This is a genomic window from Kribbella sp. NPDC051586 (genome assembly GCF_044453965.1).
GTDB lineage: Bacteria > Actinomycetota > Actinomycetes > Propionibacteriales > Kribbellaceae > Kribbella.
Genome location: NZ_JBITDF010000006.1, coordinates 405794 through 421803 on the forward strand (window position 1 = coordinate 405794; position 16010 = coordinate 421803).

Sequence of the window (16010 nt, forward strand, 5' to 3'; positions counted from 1 at the left end):
ATGTTTTCGCTCGATCAGCTGAGCGCCTTCGTCGCCGTCGCCGAGGAGTTGCACTTCGGCCGGGCCGCCGAGCGGTTGAGCATGACCCAGCCGCCGCTGAGCCGGCAGGTGCAGAAGCTCGAGCGGGCCGTCGGCGTGCGGTTGCTCGAACGCGACAACCGCAAGGTCGAGCTGACCGAGGCCGGGAGGGCCTTCCTGACCGAAGCGCGCCGGTTGCTCGCGCTGGCCGAGACCGCGGGCGACCTCGCGCGGCGCGTCGACCAGGGCGCGGCGGGCACCCTGCGGCTCGGCTTCACCGCGACCTCGGCGATCCGTACGCTCGGTCCGCTGCTGCGCCGGATCTCGGACGAACTACCTGACGTCGACGTGATCCTGCACGAGCGGGTCACGCCCGCACAGATCGACGGCCTGCTGCGCGGCGAGCTCGACCTCGGGCTCGGGCGGCCGCCGTTCGACACCGACGTACTGGACTCGCGGATCGTGTTCCGCGAGCCGTTGTGTGCCGTTGTCCCCGGCAACCACCAGCTCGGGGCGCTGGGCCGGCCGTTGACCGCTGGCGACTTCGCCGGTGAGCAGGTGATCAGTTACTCGCCGACACATGCTCGGTACTTCCACGAGCTGACGGTCCGGTTCCTGGCCGAGTCGCATCCGCGGATCGAGCAGCGGGTCCAGCAGATCCTGACCGTGATCCTGCTCGTCGCGGCCGGGCGCGGCGTCGCGCTGGTGCCGGCGTCGGCGCGCAACCTCGGCGTGGAGGGCGTGACGTACTGCAACCTCGAAGCGCCGGGCGATCTCGTCGAGCTGCACGCGATCTGGCGCCGGGACGCGACCAGTCCGGTGCTGCGACGCGTGCTCACGATGCTCCCGGAGCATCACTAGATCCAAAATCGATCTTGGACAGGTATCCACCAGCCTTTCTACGCTGACCAACGTGACCCATTACTCCCCCAGCGACCTGGCCGCGCAGCTGAAGACCGGATTGCTCTCGTTCCCCGTCACGCACTTCAAACCGGACCTGAGCTTCAACGAGACCGGGTACCGCGAGCACCTGTCCTGGCTGAGCCAGTACGACGTCGCGGGCCTGTTCGCCGCGGGCGGGACCGGCGAGGGCTTCTCGCTGACGACGGCCGAGATCGACACCGTCGTACGCGCCGCTGTGTCGGAGGTCAACGGCCGAGTCCCGGTGATCGCGCCGGCAACGGGCGGTACGGCGTCCGCGATCATCGGAGCGCAGGCGGCCGAGGCCGCGGGCGCGGACGGGATCTTGCTGCTTCCGCCGTACCTGACCGAGGCGGGACAGCGTGGTCTGGTCGAGCACGTGTCGGCGGTATGCCACAGCACGAGCCTCGGGGTGACTGTCTACAGCCGGGCGAACGCGATCCTGACCGATGTCAGCGTCGCCGAGCTTGCGGAGCGGAATCCGAACCTGGTCTGCCTCAAGGACGGCGTCGGCAACATCGAGATGATGACGCGGACGTACGCAAAGGTGGGTGAGCGGCTCACGTACATCGGCGGGCTGCCCACGGCCGAGACCTTCGCGCTGCCGTTGCTGCAGCTCGGGTACAGCACCTACTCGTCGGCGATCTTCAACTTCGTGCCGGAGTTCGCGCTCGGGTTCTACGCCGACGTGGTCGCGCAAGACCGCAGTTCGGTATACCGAAAGCTGAACGAGTTCGTGCTGCCGTACCTGGACATCCGCGATCGGGTGAAGGGGTACGCCGTTTCGATCGTGAAGGCCGGCGTGACGGCGATCGGGCGGGCGGCCGGGCCGGTGCGGCCGCCGCTGCAGGATCTGAGCGAAGAGGAGCTGGCGCAGCTGACCGAGCTCATCGGGAGGATCAAGTGACGCCGACCATCGCATCCGTCGAGGTGGTGCCTGTCGCCGGCTACGACAGCATGCTGCTCAACCTGAGCGGTGCGCACGGCCCGTTCTTCACGCGCAACATCGTGATCGTGACGGACAGCTCGGGCAACACGGGCCTGGGCGAGGTGCCCGGCGGGGAGAAGATCGCGGCAACTATCCGCGAGGCCGCCGACCTGCTGATCGACCAGCCCCTCAGCCAGCTGCGCAGTCTGCTCAGCACCGTCTCGACCACATTCCGGGGTAGGGATGCCGGGGGCCGCGGACTGCAGACATTCGACCTGCGCACGACGGTGCATGCTGTCACCGGGCTGGAATCGGCTCTGCTCGATCTCCTCGGCCAGCATCTTGGTATACCAGTCGCCGAACTGCTCGGCGACGGTCGGCAACGCACCACGGTCCCAGTACTGGGTTACTTGTTCTACGTCGGGGATGCGGCGCGGACAGATCTGCCGTACGCGACGGATGGCGGCGACGACACCTGGTCGCAGTTGAGGCGTCGGCCCGCACTGACCGCGGCGGACGTCGTCGCGTTGGCCGAGGCTGCGCAGGAACGGTACGGGTTCGCGGACTTCAAGTTGAAGGGCGGCGTCTTCGACCCGCACGTGGAGATCGACGCGGTCCGGGCGCTGCACGAGCGGTTCCCGTCAGCCCGGATCACGGTCGACCCGAACGGCGCGTGGCTGGTCCGAGAAGCGATCGCGGTCTGCTCGGGGCTGGACGACGTACTCGCGTATGTCGAGGACCCCTGCGGCGCCGAGGCCGGGTTCTCCGGGCGGGAGACGATGGCCGAGTTCAAGCGGTACACCGGGCTGCGGACGGCGACCAACATGATCGCGACCGACTGGCGCGAACTGGCGCACGCGATCCGGATGGACGCGGTCGACATCCCGCTCGCGGACCCGCACTTCTGGACGATGGCCGGATCGGTGCGCGTCGCTCAGCTCTGCCACGACTTCGGGCTGACGTGGGGTTCGCACTCGAACAACCACTTCGACATCTCTCTCGCGATGTTCACGCAGGTCGGAGCGGCCGCGCCCGGCGACATCACCGCGCTCGACACGCACTGGATCTGGCAGGATGGTCAGGCCCTGACCAAGGAGCCCCTGCAGATCGTCGGCGGCGAGATCGCCGTACCTCTACGTCCTGGTCTGGGCGTCGAGCTCGACCGGGACGCGTTGGATGCGGCACACGAGCTGTATCTGCAGCACGGACTCGGTGCACGCGACGACGCGATCGCGATGCAGTACCTGATCGACGACTGGACCTTCGACCCGAAACGGCCCTGTTTGGTGCGCTAGTGTCGCCCAGATGAGGGTCTTCTTGTCAACGGACATGGAAGGTACGGCGGGCGTCGTCGACTGGAGCCAGTGTCGCGGGCCGGGTCAGGAGTACGAGTACTACCGGGGCCAGTTGCAGGCCGAGGTCAACGCCGCCATCGACGGCGCGCTGGCCGCGGGCGGGACCGAGTTCCTGGTCAACGACTCGCACTCGACCATGCAGAACCTGCGTCCGGACGAGCTGCACGGCCGCGCCGGCTACCTGTCCGGGAAGCACAAGCCGCTCTACATGATGGAGGGCCTCGACGACTCGTTCGACGCGGCGTTCTTCGTCTCGTACCACGGGTCGGCCGGGTCGACGGGATCCGTGCTGCACCACACGTACAACCCGCGGGCGATCGCCGAAGTACGGCTGAACGGGGTCATCACCGGTGAGGCAGGCATCAATGCGCTGGTCGCGCTCGCGCACGGGGTTCCCGTCGTACTGATCTCCGGCGACCGGGTGACGATCGACGAGGCCCAGCCCTTCTGCCCGGACATCGAGTCCGTCGTCGTCAAGGACTCGATCTCGCACAACGCCGCTCTGTCGGTCCACCCGGAGCAGGCGCGCGAGCTGATCCACGACGGCGCCCGGCGCGCGCTCGCGCGGCTGACCGACATCAGGCCGCCGAGCATCACCATGCCCGCGGAGCTGACGGTCCGGTTCCACGGCCGGGCGTTCGCCGAGCTGGCCTGCGCACTGCGGCACGTCGAACGCCGCGAGGACAAGGTCGTTGCTCTGCGCAACGATGATCCGCTGGAGTTGTACCGGACCTTCATCGCCACCGTGCTGCTGAGCCGCGGCGTGAGCGAGTAACCGGGCGTTCAACTCCCGTTGCACGGGATAGGTTCTGATCGCAGCTGTCGTCCGACCGAGGAGCCCGCGATGCGTTGGCACAAGCCGCTTGCCGCAGCAGTTGTCCTGACCGCTCTCACCACGACGCTGACCGCGTCCGCGCTGCCGGCCAGGCACGGGGGCGGCGGTGGTGGCGGCGCAGCGTGTTCGCCGGACGCGACGTTCCTCGGGTTCAGCGACGCGCTGGACAAGACGACGTTCGACGGTCAGCCGGTGGCGGGTTTGTCGGCGCTCAACGTCACCGGCTCGCACAGCGCGGTCGCCCTGGTGGACAACGTCGCGACCACCCCCGCCCGGGTGTTCGACCTGCGCGTGAACGGCAAGCCGACGTCGGTCAGCGTCGACGGCATGACGATCCTCAGGCGCCCGGACGGTACGCCGTACAACGGTGGCGACTTCGACGGTGAAGGCCTCGTCGTCGAGCGGGGCAACCGGACTATCCTGGCCACCTCGGAGCGTGAGCCGTCGATCCGTCGTTTCCGGCTGTCGGACGGCAAGGAGATCGCGTCGCTGCCGGTCCCGAGCCGGTTCCAGGTCGCGCCGGCTGGTGAGGCGACGAGCAACGCGACGTTCGAGTCGCTCGCGGTCAGCCGCGACGGGCTGTCGTTGTTCGCCGGCATGGAGGGCCCGCTCGCCCCGGACGGCACGGACGCGAACAACCGCACCCGGAACCGCATCATCCGGTACGCCGGTCTGCCCGGGCACGCGTACCGCCCGATCGCGCAGTACGCCTACAAGCCGGACCCGGGTCTTGCGCTGGTGGAGCTTGCGTGGGTGAGCCCGACGGAGCTGGTGTCGATGGAGCGGACGTTCACCCCGGGCGTCGGGAACACGATCCGCGTGTTCACCGTCTCCCTGCGGCGGGCGACGGACGTGACCAAGGTGGCGTCGCTGGCGGATGCGCCGGCGAAGGTCTTCCTGCAGAAGAAGCAGCTGTTCGACCTGGTGAACTGCCCGCCGTCGGGCGCGGTCGCCAAGCAGCCGCAGCCGAACCCGCTGCTGGACAACGTCGAGGCGCTCGCGCTGGGCGGATACCTCCCGGGTGGGCGGCGCCAGCTGTACCTGATGTCCGACGACAACAACGGCGCCACCCAGATCACCCGCTTCTACTCGCTGGCCGTCAAGCTGTAGCACCCTGGCGTGATCACGGAGTGTGGGGAACACTGTGTGAATGCGCGTGATCGTGGTCGGGGCGGGCGTGATCGGGCTGAGCTGTGCCATCCGGCTCGCCGAGGGCGGGTACGACGTGGCGGTGTTCGCCCGGGACCTGCCGTTGGAGACGACGTCGTCGGTGGCGGCCGCGATCTGGTACCCGTACCTGTCGGCGCCCGAGGATCGGGTCGCTGCCTGGTCGCGGACGTCGTACGAGGAGTTCGCCAAGCTGGCGGAGATCGAGCCGTCGGTGCAGCTGCGGCACGGGCGCGAGTTCCTGGTGGACCGCACGCCGGATCCGCGCTGGGCCGACGTACTGCCTGATCTGACGCGGGTGGGGTCGCCGCCGGCCGGGTTCGTGGACGGGTGGGCGTTCACCACGCCGGTGATCGACATGCCGGCGTACCTGCCCGCGCTGGTGAAGCGGCTCGAGCAGGCCGGCGGGACGCTGACGCGAGCGGCGTTGTCCGCGTTGCCGACGGGGGCCGACCTGGTGGTGAACTGCACGGGCCTTGGTGCGCGTCTGACCGCGGGCGATCCGACGGTGACGCCGGTGCGCGGTCAGGTGATGACGCTCGAGCCGTGCGGGCTGACCGAGTGGCTGCTCGCGGATCGCTCGCCGACCGAGCTGACGTACGTCGTACCGCGCGAGAACGACGTGGTCGTCGGCGGCACCAGCCAGCCCGCCGACTGGAACCTGACCGTCGAGCCGTCGACCAGCTCGGAGATCCTGGAGCGGGCCGCCGAGCTCGTGCCTCAACTCCGCACGGCGAAGATCATCCGGCAGCGGGTCGGGCTGCGGCCGGCTCGCCCGACGATCCGGTGCGAGCTGGTGCGTACGCGGACCGGCGAGCCGGTCATCCACTGCTACGGCCACGGCGGGTCCGGCGTCACGTTGTCGTGGGGTTGCGCGGACGAGGTCTTCGAGCTTGTCCAAGGCATCTGACCGGTTGGTCATCCTCGACGGCGGGCTGTCGAACGCGCTGGAGGACCGCGGCCACGATCTGACGGACGCGCTGTGGTCCGCTCGGCTGCTGAGGGACGCTCCGGCGGAGATCGCGGCGGTACATCGCGCGTACTACGACGCGGGCGCGATGGTCGCGACGACGGCGAGCTACCAGGCGAGCGTGCTCGGCTTCGAGCGGGCCGGCGTCGAGCGAGCCGAGGCCGAGCGGCTGATCGCGAGCAGTGTGCGGATCGCGCGCGAGGTGCGCGACGAGTTCCCCGGCCGGCTGGTCGCCGCGTCGGTCGGTCCGTACGGTGCGATGCTCGCGGACGGCTCGGAGTACCGGGGGCGGTACGGCGTTTCGGCTGCGGTCCTGCGGGACTTCCACGCCCCGCGACTCGAGCTGCTGATGAACGCCGGGCCCGACCTGCTCGCCATCGAGACGATCCCCGATACCCAGGAAGCCGAAGTCCTGGTGGAGCTGCTGGCCGAGCTCGACTTCCCCGCCTGGTTCTCGTACTCGATCCACGGCGCGACCACACGCGCCGGCCAGCCGCTGGCCGACGCCTTCGCAATCCCGGCCATCGACCAGGTGGTTGCCATCGGCATCAACTGCTGCCCACCCGGCGACGTGCGGGCCGCCGTCGAGACCGCGGTGGCGGTGACCGGCAAACCGGCGATCGCCTACCCCAACCGCGGCGAGTCCTGGGACCCGGTCGCCAGGCACTGGATCGGCGACGGCTCAGGCCCAGCGAGCTTCGCACGCGCCTGGGCGGCCGCGGGTGCGACCTACATCGGCGGCTGCTGCCGCGTCGGTCCCGACGACATTCGTGCGCTACACGCCGAGGACCTGGCAGAGGAGGTCTAGGGCTCCGGGGTAGGCGTGGTCGGCTGGGGTGCCGTAGCCGACGATGACGGCTTGGCGGGTGGCTGGGGTCGGGTTGAAGTGGTAGGTGGAGAGGCTGGCGAGGCCGAGGCCCTGGCGGGCGGCTCGGGTGACGATGTCTTCGGCGTCACCGGGGACGTCGAGGAGGACGTGCAGGCCGGCGGAGATGCCGGCGACCTTGACGTCCGGGGCGCGGACGGCGAGGAGTTCGACCAGGCGGTCGCGGCGGCGGCGGTAGTGCAGTCGGGAACGCCGTACATGCCGGTCATAGTGGCCGGAGGCAATGAATTCGGCGAGGACCAGCTGGTCGAGCGTCGCGGTCTGGTAGTCCGCGGTGCGCTTCGCGGCGACGACCGGCTCGATCAGCCGCTGCGGCAGCACCATCCACGCCAGGCGGAGCCCCGGCGCGAGACTCTTGCTCGCCGTACCCGTGTACACGACCCGCTCCGGATCGAGCGCCTGCAACGCCCCCACCGCCTGCCGGTCGTACCGGAACTCGCCGTCGTAGTCGTCCTCGATCAGCACCGCCCCGGTCTCCCGCGCCCACTCCACGGCGGCGGTGCGGCGCTCCGGGGCGAGCGGAACACCCGTCGGCATCTGGTGCGCCGGCGTCAGCAACACCCCCTGCCCGGCCAGCCGCGACGTCTGCGCGCCCAACTCGTCGACCGGCACAGCCACAGCCGAAAGGCCACGCGCCCGGATCACATCGCGATGCAGCCCGTACCCGAACTCCTCCACCGCGATCGTCGTACCGCCGAGCGTCTTGATCGCCTCGCACAGCAGACTCACCGCTTGCACGTACCCCGAGCAGATCAGGATCCGCTCCGGATCCGCCCGCACCCCGCGAGCCCGGGCGACGTAGTCCGCGAGCACCCGCCGCAGCTCGATCCGGCCGCGCGGATCACCCAGCCCGAACGCCTCGTTCGGCGCCTGCGTCAACGCCTTCCGAGCCGCGGCCAGCCACTCCGTCCGCGGGAACGTCGCGACATCCGGAGCCCCAGGCCTCAGGTCGTACCGGTACGACCGCTCCTCCGACAGCACCACGGCCGGCGTCGACGGTACGGCGGCCCGGTTGGCAACGACCGTCCCGGAGCCCTGTCGCGCGGTCAGCCATCCCTCGGCGACGAGTTGCCCGTACGCATCCGCGACCGTGTTCCGCGCGATCCCCAGGTCCTTCGCCAGCGACCGCGACGAGGGCAGCCGCGTCCCCGCGGGCAACCGACCGGTCCGGATCGACTCGTGCAGGGCGTGGACGAGCTCGTTGCGGCCTCGCGCTGCCGCCAGATCCAGATGCAGATCCGCCCCGGCCGCGCCGGCATCACTCCCCCGCTCCCCCGAGCTCTCCATGAAACGGGACCTTATCGCGGCCCCGAACCCCGGGCCCCGAGGCACACGTCGGCGTTCATGCGGAGGCGATGGTGATGGCGAGTTTCCCGCGGACCGCCCCGGAGGCCAGCCGGCGCATCGCGTCCTGAGTCTCGTCGAGCGGGTAGGTGCGGTCGAGGCTCGGTACGACGCTACCTGCCTCGATCAGACCGGTGAGCCGCTCGAGGTCGGTGCCGCTCTCCGAGCTGAGGAAGAACGGGAACCGCTGGCGCACGAACACCGACAGGATCAGCCCGCGGAGCTGCCGGTTCATGCCGCCGGTCGGGCCGCGGCCGTCCTCGCCGCCGGTGATGACGGCCGTCCCGGTGGATGTCAGCGCACGCCGTAGCCGGGACAGCGACGGGTTGCCGGCGATGTCGAGGATGACGTCGAACCGGTCCGCGGTCTCGGCGAAATCCTCGCTGGTGTAGTCGATGACGTGATCGGCGCCGAGCGAGCGCACCAGGTCCAGCTTGGGACCGCTGGCCACCCCGGTGACCTCCGCCCCGAGGGCCTTGGCCAGTTGTACGGCGTAGCTGCCGACGCCGCCGGATGCCCCGATGATCAGCACCCGCTGCCCCGCCTTGACGCCGCCAGCAGTCAACGCCTGCAGAGCGGTCAGCCCGGAGATCGGCACGACGGCCGCCTCCTCGAAGGACAGCGACGCCGGCTTCCGCGCCAGTTTGTCCGCGCGGGTCACGGCGTACTCCGCGAACGAGCCCGGCGCCACGCCGTACACCTCGTCGCCGACCGAGAGCGTCGTCACCGCCGACCCGACGGCTGCCACGATGCCCGCGACATCTCGTCCCGGGACCGGATTCCGCGGCCGGCGGAGCCCGATGGCGAGGCGCACGACGGACGGCGTACCCGTCATCAAGTGCCACGTCCCGCGATCCAGGCCGGCCGCCCGCACCTGGACCAGCACCGACGATGGACGATGTGAAACCGCCCGAGCGCCCGCGACTCAGCACCGGCGGGCGACGTCGGCCCGGGCCGTGCTGAGACGGCACCGGTGGGCGATCGGTCTGCTGGAATCGCGGTCGACGCCAGGGCCCGCGACATTGCGCCACCACGACGCGGTCATCGCGACCCTTCGAGCGGCCGGCTTCTCGCAGGAGATGACCGCCCACGCGTACGCCCTGATCGACAGCTATACCTACGGCTTCGCGCTCCAGGAAGCAGCGCTTCCGTTCGAAGGTCCCGAAACCGTGGCCACTGTCGCCGAGCCGATCATGGAGCGGTTCGCCGCCGGCAACTACCCGCATCTGGTCGAGATGGCCACCGGCTACTACCTCGAGCCCGGCTACGACTTCGGGGACGAGTTCGGTTTCGGCCTCGAGTTGATCCTCGACGGACTGGCCCGGTCACTGGGCTGAAATGGCCCCAGGATTCCCCACGGAAGTGGACCACGTACCTGGGCCGATTCCCGCCTAGGTTTGATGACATGAGCACATCAACGACGCGACGAGTGAAGCTGGCCAACCTGGCGCCGGACTTCTACCAGGCGATGATCGAGCTGGACAGGGTGTCCGACACCGGGCTGGACCCGAAGCTGGCGCACCTGGTCCGGATCCGGGCCTCGCAGATCAACGGCTGCGCATACTGCACCGACATGCACTCGCTCGACCTGCAGGAGTTCGGTGCGGAGCAGCAGCAGCGGATCGCGCTGCTCCCGGTCTGGCGCGAGGCGGAGAAGTTCTACACCGACCAGGAGAAGGCAGCGCTGCAGCTGACCGAGGCGATCACGCTGATCAGCGTCGACCACGTGCCGGACGACGTGTACGAGGTCGCCGCCGAGGCGTTCGACGAGAAGGACCTGGCCCGCTTGATCTCGCTGATCATCACGATCAACATGTGGACCCGGGTCGGCGTTACCGGGCGGATGGAACCCGGCCACTACAAGCCGTGAGGACCAGTCGATGACACAGACTGCCGAGCTGTTCAGAGCGCTGCACCACGGCGGCGTCCCCCTCGTTCTCCCGAACGCCTGGGACCCGGTGAGCGCCCGACTGATCGCCGAGGCCGGCTTCCCCGCTGTTGCCACCAGCAGCGGGGCGGTCGCCCGCGTCCTCGGGTACGACGACGGGCAGCTGACCCCGCCCGCCACGATGTTCGCCGCCGTCGCACGGATCGTCCGCGCGGTCGACGTACCCGTGACGGCGGACATGGAGGCCGGGTACGGGCTGCCGGCGAAGGAGTTCGCCGAGCGGTTGCTGGAGACCGGCGCGGTCGGCTGCAACCTGGAGGACTCGGTCGGCGGCGGGCTCGTCGAGGTGGCGAAGCAGGCCGACTACCTGGCCGAAGTACGCGCCGCCGCGGGGGCCGAACTGGTGATCAACGCCCGGGTGGACACGTTCATCCGGCCCGTCGAGGATCCGGTCGCCGAGGCGGTACGCCGGGGGCACGAGTACCGCCGGGCCGGGGTCGACTGTGTCTACCCGATCATGGCGCCGGTCGATCAGCTCACTCAGGTGGCCGAGGGCGTCGGCGGGCCGATCAACGGCCACGCTGGGCCGGCCGGACCGACACCGGCGGAGCTTGCCGCGGCCGGTGCGACGCGGATCTCGTACGGCACCAGCGTGCACGCCTACCTGATGACCAAGCTGCAAGAACTGCTGCCGACCTTGGGCTAACCGTCGAGCGTCCGCGGCAGACCGAAGTACGCCGCGACGGTTGTCTCGAAGTGCACGACCTCATGGATCCGGTCGCCGGCGATGCCGACCACCAGCACCCCGATCAGGTGCAGGCCGCCGGTGACCGGATCACGGATGTACTCGCCCCAGGCGGGCTGGCCGTTGGCGCCGACCGGGACCATCGCCGCGATCTGCCTCTGGTGCGCGGCCAGCGCGGTGAAGAAGCGGTGCGCGGCCTCGGTGCCGTGGTACTCGAACGGCAGCGGCGGCATCCGCACCCACGCATCGCTCGTCATGAGTGCGACCAGCGCATCGACATCCTGCGCCGTGAACGCCTCGACGAAGCGGTCGATCAAGGCGCGTTCCTCCGCACCACCGACGCCGGCCGGTCGATCGGCCGCGTCCATCGTCGCCCGAGCCCTGGCGAGCGCACTGTTGACCGCGGCCTCGGTGAGACCGAGCAGCTCCGCGGTCTCACTGGCGCGATAGCCCAGCACGTCGCGCAGCAACAGCACCGCGCGCTGATTCGGCGGTAGCAGTTGTACTGCGGTGACGAACGCCAGCGAGATCGCCTCGCGGGACTCGTACCGCGCTTCCGGACCCGGCAGCTGATCCGGAAGGCCTTCGAGTAGGACATCCGGATACGGCTGCAGCCAGAGCACCTCGCCGGATCGGTAGGGCTCCGGCGCCGGAACGGGAAGCGGTACGGCGGCCACCGGCCGGCGTGACGACGACCGCAGTACGTTCAGGCACCGGTTCGTCGCGATCCGGTAGAGCCAGGTGCGGACCGACGAGCGTCCCTCGAACCCGCTCAGCCCGATCCATGCCGAGAGCAAGGTTTCCTGCAGCGCGTCCTCCGCGTCCTGCAACGATCCGAGCATCCGGTAGCAGTGCACCTGCAGCTCCCCGCGATGCGGCTCGACCAGCGCCGCGAATGCCTCCCGGTCACCTTCCCGCGCACGCTGGAGCAGCTCGTCCGGCATGAGTCACCTCCGTCGCCATTGTTCCTCGCACTGGTTCTGACACCGATGCACGCCAGAACTGATCGGTCCCGGAGCGAGCAGTTCCCGTCGTCCGCGCGGTCTGTCTCCCGTACAAGCCAATGTGCAAGCACCTGAGAACCGAACGGAGACAACACCATGTCGATCGAGAACCGCACGGTCCTGATCACCGGCGCCAACCGAGGCATCGGACGTGCGCTCGTCGAGGAAGCCCTGCGCCGAGGCGTCGAGCGCGTGTACGCCGGAACGCGCCTCCCACTCACCCACGCGGACGCACGGGTGACCTACCTCGGCCTGGACGTGACCGACCAGGCCCAGATCGAGGCGGCGGCGAAGACCATCGACTCCCTCGACCTCCTGATCAACAACGCGGGCCTCGCGGCGTACGACGACCTCGGGGATCGCGCACTGCTCGAACAGCACCTCGCGGTCAACCTCTTCGGGCCGCATGCCGTGACCACGGCGGTCCTCCCGCAGCTCATCGAGTCGCACGGGTCGATCGTCAACGTTCTGTCCGTGGCGGCGCTCGCATCCCTGCCGATGATCCCGGCGTACTCGATCTCCAAAGCGGCCGCGTTCTCGCTCACCCAGTCGCAGCGCGCGCTGCTCGCACCGCACGGTGTGCGGGTGCATGCCGTCCTGACCGGGCCGACGGACACCGAGATGTCGCGCGATCTCGAGGTGCCGAAGGCGTCACCGGAGTCGGTCGCGCAGGCGATCTTCGACGGGGTCGCGGCCGGTGACGAGGAGATCTTCCCCGATCCGATGTCCGCGATGCTGGCTCCGAGCTGGGCGAGCGGCTCCGTGAAGGCGCTCGAACGTCAGAACGCCGCGCTCCTCAGCGCATAGACGAGAGCCCAGTCCTGGTCGTTGGCGAGCGGGTCGGCGATGTGCGCCGGCTGGCCGTTGACGCAGCTGGGGTAGACGAACGCGCAGGTCGCCGATCCGTCCGTGCCGAAGCTGACCAGGTTCGCGCGGAGGATCGCGTCCTCGGCCGCGTCCAGCCAGGCGGCCTGTTCGGGCGTCACGAGCTCCCGCGGCCAAGCGGCGTACACGACCGCGCTCAGGGCGGACCAGTAGTGCGGGAAGACGTCGCCCCACAGCCGTAGCCGGCCGAACCAGTAGCCGTCCCAGTGCCGGATCGGAACGTGCCGCAGCCGTACGTCGGGTTGGTCGGCGGCGAACGCGGTCAGCCAGGGCAGGCGACGGGTCAGTTCGTCGCCGTCGATCTCGTCCGGCGCAATCTGGTAGGCCGAAACGAGAAGCTCGAGCAGCGGGGCAACCATCGACTGCTCGTAGTTCACCTCGTGCGGCGGCAGTTCGTCGCCGTACCCGATGAAGGTCTTCGCGTGCCGGACGAGATGCTCGCGGAGGCCGAGCTCGCGCAGCAACGGCCCGAGGTCGAACGCGAGGAAGTGGTCGCCGCCGAGCTCGTAGTACCGGTTGAGGATGCGGGTGGCCCCGGCCCGATCGCCCTGTCCGAGCAGGAAGCGCGCGAACCAGGGGAAGTTGTACAGGCGTACGGCGTTCTGGTGGACGCTGTCGTCGTGGATCGTGCCGGCGTCATCGAGCAGGCACTCGCGGACGAACCGCTCGTACCCGTCGAGCGCCTGGTCCAACTCGGCGCGATCGCCCCAGCCGCGAGCGCGGACCTCCTGCAGGAGCAGGGCCATCCCGACCCGCTCGCGCGCGTCCGACCAGTCTCGCCACGCGCTGGACAGGACGGTCAGCCCGCTGTCGTTGTCGTACGGCACGAAGGCGTACTGGCGACTGCCGGAAAGCTCGGGGCGGCGTTGGTGGTCGAGGACGAAGCGGACACGGCGCTCGGCGATCTGCTGGAGCGGTTCGTGGAACAGGACGGCGATCCGGGACCTGCCGTCGGCGGCTTCGACGTACTTGATGCCGGGCTCGGTGCCGGTGATCTCGCTGCCGTCGTGGAGCCGGATCGTCTCGGTGAGCTCGGCGGCCAGGCGGTCGGCCCCGATCAGTGGCCGACGATCCGCGTGGAAGGCAGGCAGATCGGTGTACCAGGCGAGCTGCCAGGTCCACCGGTACGACGATCCCGGCTCGAGGGTGATGGCTGGTTGGCCGCCCATCGCGTGCGGAGCGCGGGCGTGGTCGGTGACGTGGAGGTAGATGTGGCCGCGGATGTTGCTGCTCGTGCCGGATTCGCGGGACTCGACGGAGTACGCCCGGAGCTCGCCCTCCTTCAGTTGCAGGCCGAGGCCCGGCCCGCTGCCGTCCATCGGCACGGCCCAGACCCAGGCGTCGGCGCCGCCGGTCCAGACGTGCGCGTGGACGGCGCCGGTGAGGCTTTCGCGGCTGGACGTGTAGACGTCGCGGTACGGCGTACTGATCGCGAGGGAGCCGATCTCGATGGGGTCGGCGCCCGTGTTGCGGAGCTCGTACGTCTCGGTCCAGTGCTCACCGAAGCGGCGGCCGACCCGGAGCTCCAGCTCACCGAACCGGTACATCAGGTCGATACCGCTGCTGCGCCACCGGGTGAACGCAGGGTTGTCGAAGCGGTACGACCCGCGGTCGGTGATCACGAACCCCTTGCCCCAGGCATGCAGGCTGTCGTGCACCACGCCGTCGTCCAGCAGCACCGCGCGGCCGTCGGGATGCACGACCCGCGCCACTGCACCGTCGTCGAAAAGCTGGACGCTGCCGGGACCGAAGTCAAAACTCTCCACGATTCGCCAACCTATCGATGTCGAGAACCGCTCGGTGGCTCCGTCCCCCTGATGACAACGCACCCCAGCTGAAAGGTTGACCCCCATGGACACGCAGCAGATCGCCGAGATCCTCGCCAAGCCGTACTCGCAGCAGCTGCTCAACGGCTCCGAGCCCGCGCGCTTCGCCTACGACGGCCTCGACGGCGACCCGCGCGTCATCCCGATCGGCTTCTGGACCGAGGGCGAGCAGATCCTGATGGCCACCGTGCCGAAGTCCGCCAAGGTCGCGGCCCTGCGCCAGAACCCGAAGGTCGCGCTGACCATCGACACCGGCGCCTTCCCGCCCAAGGTCCTGCTGATCCGCGGCACCGCCGCCGTCGAACTGGTCCCGGGTGTGCCCGAGGGCTATCTGCAGGCCGGCCACAAGGTCATGACCGACGAGCAGTACCCGGACTGGGCGGCGGGCGTGAAGGGGCTGTACGACGAGATGGTCGTCATCACCGTGACGCCGACCTGGGCCAAGCTGCTCGACTTCGAGACCACGATCCCGAAGGCCGTCGAGGACCTGATCACCGAGAAGTCCGCCGGCTGAGGACGCCGGTGCCGCACCTTGCCGGCGGGGTGCGGCATGCTGGGGTGGTGGTATACCAAACCCTGGAGAAGTCGATGAACGACAGTCGGGAATCCGAGACCGAGCGGGTCACGCGGCAGCTGCGGGACGAGATCCTCGACGGCGTGCGACCACCCGGTGAGCGATTGGTGGAGCGCGAACTGGCCGCCTCGCTCGATGTCAGCCGGGTGCCGGTCCGGGAAGCATTGAAGGCCCTGGTGAACGAAGGGCTGGTGACGCCGCGCCCTCGATCCTGGTCCGTGGTCCGCACGTTCACCGACTCCGACATCGCGGATCTGACCGAGGTCCGGACCGCGTTCGAGCCGCTGACGTTCCGGCTGGCGGCCGAGCGCCGTACCCGCGAAGGGCTCGGCCGGCTGCGGCAGACCTTGGACGAACAGCTTGCAGCAGCGCGATCCCAGGACGCAGTGGTCGCGCGGCGGAAGGCCGCCGACTTCCACGAGATCGTGACCGAGCTGGCCTCGAACGAGCTGCTGATCGAGATCGAACGCCCACTCCGGAGCCGGATGCGGTGGCTGCTGACGCAGCACGACGACCTGATCGCCGTCGCCGGTCAGCACCTCGAGCTGTACACCGCGATCGCGAACCGCGACGTCGCCGAGGCCGAGCGACTGGCCAGTGACCACCTGGCCCGGTCGCAGACCCTGTTCCGGGTCGGCCGCGGCATGGACTGACGGCAAACGGG

The 16010-nt window shown here is 69.6% G+C and carries 17 protein-coding genes; 13 read left to right on the forward strand and 4 right to left on the reverse strand.

Annotation, left to right across the window (positions count from 1 at the left end; translation table 11 throughout):
* From ACIA58_RS39950 to mmuM, 7 genes are all read left to right on the forward strand, one after another.
* Entirely contained in the window at positions 1 to 879 is an 879-nt protein-coding gene (locus tag ACIA58_RS39950; protein WP_396409079.1) for a LysR substrate-binding domain-containing protein, read from the forward strand.
* 52 nt (positions 880 to 931) lie between these two features.
* Complete coding sequence (gene kdgD, locus ACIA58_RS39955; protein WP_396409080.1) at positions 932 to 1846, forward strand: 5-dehydro-4-deoxyglucarate dehydratase; 915 nt, start codon at positions 932 to 934, stop codon at positions 1844 to 1846.
* Positions 1843 to 3162 (forward strand): enolase C-terminal domain-like protein, encoded by a 1320-nt coding sequence (locus ACIA58_RS39960; protein WP_396409081.1) that lies wholly within the window; start codon positions 1843 to 1845, stop codon positions 3160 to 3162. The genes kdgD and ACIA58_RS39960 overlap by 4 nt, the downstream gene beginning before the upstream one ends.
* Before the next feature lie 10 nt (positions 3163 to 3172).
* Positions 3173 to 3997 carry a M55 family metallopeptidase gene (locus ACIA58_RS39965; RefSeq protein ID WP_396409082.1) on the forward strand — a complete coding sequence of 275 codons (825 nt, stop codon included), beginning with the start codon at positions 3173 to 3175 and terminating at the stop codon, positions 3995 to 3997.
* A 69-nt stretch (positions 3998 to 4066) separates the two neighbouring features.
* Positions 4067 to 5167 carry an esterase-like activity of phytase family protein gene (locus tag ACIA58_RS39970; RefSeq protein ID WP_396409083.1) on the forward strand — a complete coding sequence of 367 codons (1101 nt, stop codon included), beginning with the start codon at positions 4067 to 4069 and terminating at the stop codon, positions 5165 to 5167.
* Positions 5168 to 5207: 40 nt separating this feature from the next.
* The gene (locus ACIA58_RS39975) at positions 5208 to 6134 is read left to right on the forward strand and encodes an FAD-dependent oxidoreductase (protein ID WP_396409084.1); all 927 of its coding nucleotides are present in this window, start codon (positions 5208 to 5210) and stop codon (positions 6132 to 6134) included.
* On the forward strand, positions 6118 to 7002 hold the full coding sequence (mmuM, locus tag ACIA58_RS39980; RefSeq protein WP_396409085.1) for a homocysteine S-methyltransferase: 885 nt from the start codon (positions 6118 to 6120) through the stop codon (positions 7000 to 7002). The genes ACIA58_RS39975 and mmuM overlap by 17 nt, the downstream gene beginning before the upstream one ends.
* Here the strand turns inward: mmuM and ACIA58_RS39985 are convergent.
* Positions 6970 to 8367, reverse strand: coding sequence for a PLP-dependent aminotransferase family protein (locus ACIA58_RS39985; protein ID WP_396409086.1), 1398 nt, complete (start codon positions 8365 to 8367; stop codon positions 6970 to 6972). The genes mmuM and ACIA58_RS39985 overlap by 33 nt on opposite strands.
* 55 nt (positions 8368 to 8422) lie before the next feature.
* Positions 8423 to 9310: an NAD(P)-dependent alcohol dehydrogenase gene (locus tag ACIA58_RS39990; protein ID WP_396409087.1), complete on the reverse strand. Its 888-nt coding sequence runs from the start codon at positions 9308 to 9310 to the stop codon at positions 8423 to 8425.
* Here ACIA58_RS39990 and ACIA58_RS39995 point away from each other — a divergent pair.
* From ACIA58_RS39995 to ACIA58_RS40005, 3 genes are all read left to right on the forward strand, one after another.
* Complete coding sequence (locus tag ACIA58_RS39995) at positions 9225 to 9761, forward strand: TetR/AcrR family transcriptional regulator C-terminal domain-containing protein (protein ID WP_396409088.1); 537 nt, start codon at positions 9225 to 9227, stop codon at positions 9759 to 9761. The genes ACIA58_RS39990 and ACIA58_RS39995 overlap by 86 nt on opposite strands.
* A gap of 68 nt (positions 9762 to 9829) precedes the next feature.
* A complete protein-coding gene (locus tag ACIA58_RS40000; protein WP_396409089.1) occupies positions 9830 to 10294 on the forward strand; it encodes a carboxymuconolactone decarboxylase family protein in 465 nt (154 codons plus the stop codon).
* A gap of 10 nt (positions 10295 to 10304) precedes the next feature.
* Positions 10305 to 11018: an isocitrate lyase/phosphoenolpyruvate mutase family protein gene (locus ACIA58_RS40005; RefSeq protein ID WP_396409090.1), complete on the forward strand. Its 714-nt coding sequence runs from the start codon at positions 10305 to 10307 to the stop codon at positions 11016 to 11018.
* On the opposite strand, the gene ACIA58_RS40010 is transcribed toward ACIA58_RS40005, so the two are convergent.
* Entirely contained in the window at positions 11015 to 12001 is a 987-nt protein-coding gene (locus tag ACIA58_RS40010) for a sigma-70 family RNA polymerase sigma factor (RefSeq protein WP_396409091.1), read from the reverse strand. The two genes, ACIA58_RS40005 and ACIA58_RS40010, sit on opposite strands and share 4 nt — an antisense overlap.
* A 156-nt stretch (positions 12002 to 12157) precedes the next feature.
* Here ACIA58_RS40010 and ACIA58_RS40015 point away from each other — a divergent pair, with 156 nt between their 5' ends.
* Positions 12158 to 12868: an SDR family NAD(P)-dependent oxidoreductase gene (locus tag ACIA58_RS40015; protein ID WP_396409092.1), complete on the forward strand. Its 711-nt coding sequence runs from the start codon at positions 12158 to 12160 to the stop codon at positions 12866 to 12868.
* On the opposite strand, the gene ACIA58_RS40020 is transcribed toward ACIA58_RS40015, so the two are convergent.
* Positions 12841 to 14712 (reverse strand): hypothetical protein, encoded by a 1872-nt coding sequence (locus ACIA58_RS40020; RefSeq protein WP_396409093.1) that lies wholly within the window; start codon positions 14710 to 14712, stop codon positions 12841 to 12843. The two genes, ACIA58_RS40015 and ACIA58_RS40020, sit on opposite strands and share 28 nt — an antisense overlap.
* Positions 14713 to 14797: 85 nt before the next feature.
* Here ACIA58_RS40020 and ACIA58_RS40025 point away from each other — a divergent pair, with 85 nt between their 5' ends.
* On the forward strand, positions 14798 to 15286 hold the full coding sequence (locus tag ACIA58_RS40025; protein WP_396409094.1) for a pyridoxamine 5'-phosphate oxidase family protein: 489 nt from the start codon (positions 14798 to 14800) through the stop codon (positions 15284 to 15286).
* A 74-nt stretch (positions 15287 to 15360) separates the two neighbouring features.
* On the forward strand, positions 15361 to 15999 hold the full coding sequence (locus tag ACIA58_RS40030; RefSeq protein WP_396409095.1) for a GntR family transcriptional regulator: 639 nt from the start codon (positions 15361 to 15363) through the stop codon (positions 15997 to 15999).
* Positions 16000 to 16010 lie beyond the last annotated feature (11 nt).

What these genes read in the sequence shown, in the direction of transcription:
- ACIA58_RS40010 (WP_396409091.1), bottom strand. Translation starts at nt 12,001, where the DNA reads ATGCCGGACGAGCTGCTCCAGCGTGCGCGGGAAGGTGACCGGGAGGCA.
- ACIA58_RS40015 (WP_396409092.1), top strand. Translation starts at nt 12,158, where the DNA reads ATGTCGATCGAGAACCGCACGGTCCTGATCACCGGCGCCAACCGAGGC.
- ACIA58_RS40000 (WP_396409089.1), top strand. Translation starts at nt 9,830, where the DNA reads ATGAGCACATCAACGACGCGACGAGTGAAGCTGGCCAACCTGGCGCCG.
- ACIA58_RS39970 (WP_396409083.1), top strand. Translation starts at nt 4,067, where the DNA reads ATGCGTTGGCACAAGCCGCTTGCCGCAGCAGTTGTCCTGACCGCTCTC.
- ACIA58_RS39965 (WP_396409082.1), top strand. Translation starts at nt 3,173, where the DNA reads ATGAGGGTCTTCTTGTCAACGGACATGGAAGGTACGGCGGGCGTCGTC.
- ACIA58_RS39985 (WP_396409086.1), bottom strand. Translation starts at nt 8,367, where the DNA reads ATGGAGAGCTCGGGGGAGCGGGGGAGTGATGCCGGCGCGGCCGGGGCG.
- ACIA58_RS39975 (WP_396409084.1), top strand. Translation starts at nt 5,208, where the DNA reads ATGCGCGTGATCGTGGTCGGGGCGGGCGTGATCGGGCTGAGCTGTGCC.
- ACIA58_RS40030 (WP_396409095.1), top strand. Translation starts at nt 15,361, where the DNA reads ATGAACGACAGTCGGGAATCCGAGACCGAGCGGGTCACGCGGCAGCTG.
- ACIA58_RS40025 (WP_396409094.1), top strand. Translation starts at nt 14,798, where the DNA reads ATGGACACGCAGCAGATCGCCGAGATCCTCGCCAAGCCGTACTCGCAG.
- ACIA58_RS39950 (WP_396409079.1), top strand. Translation starts at nt 1, where the DNA reads ATGTTTTCGCTCGATCAGCTGAGCGCCTTCGTCGCCGTCGCCGAGGAG.
- ACIA58_RS39995 (WP_396409088.1), top strand. Translation starts at nt 9,225, where the DNA reads ATGGCGAGGCGCACGACGGACGGCGTACCCGTCATCAAGTGCCACGTC.
- ACIA58_RS40005 (WP_396409090.1), top strand. Translation starts at nt 10,305, where the DNA reads ATGACACAGACTGCCGAGCTGTTCAGAGCGCTGCACCACGGCGGCGTC.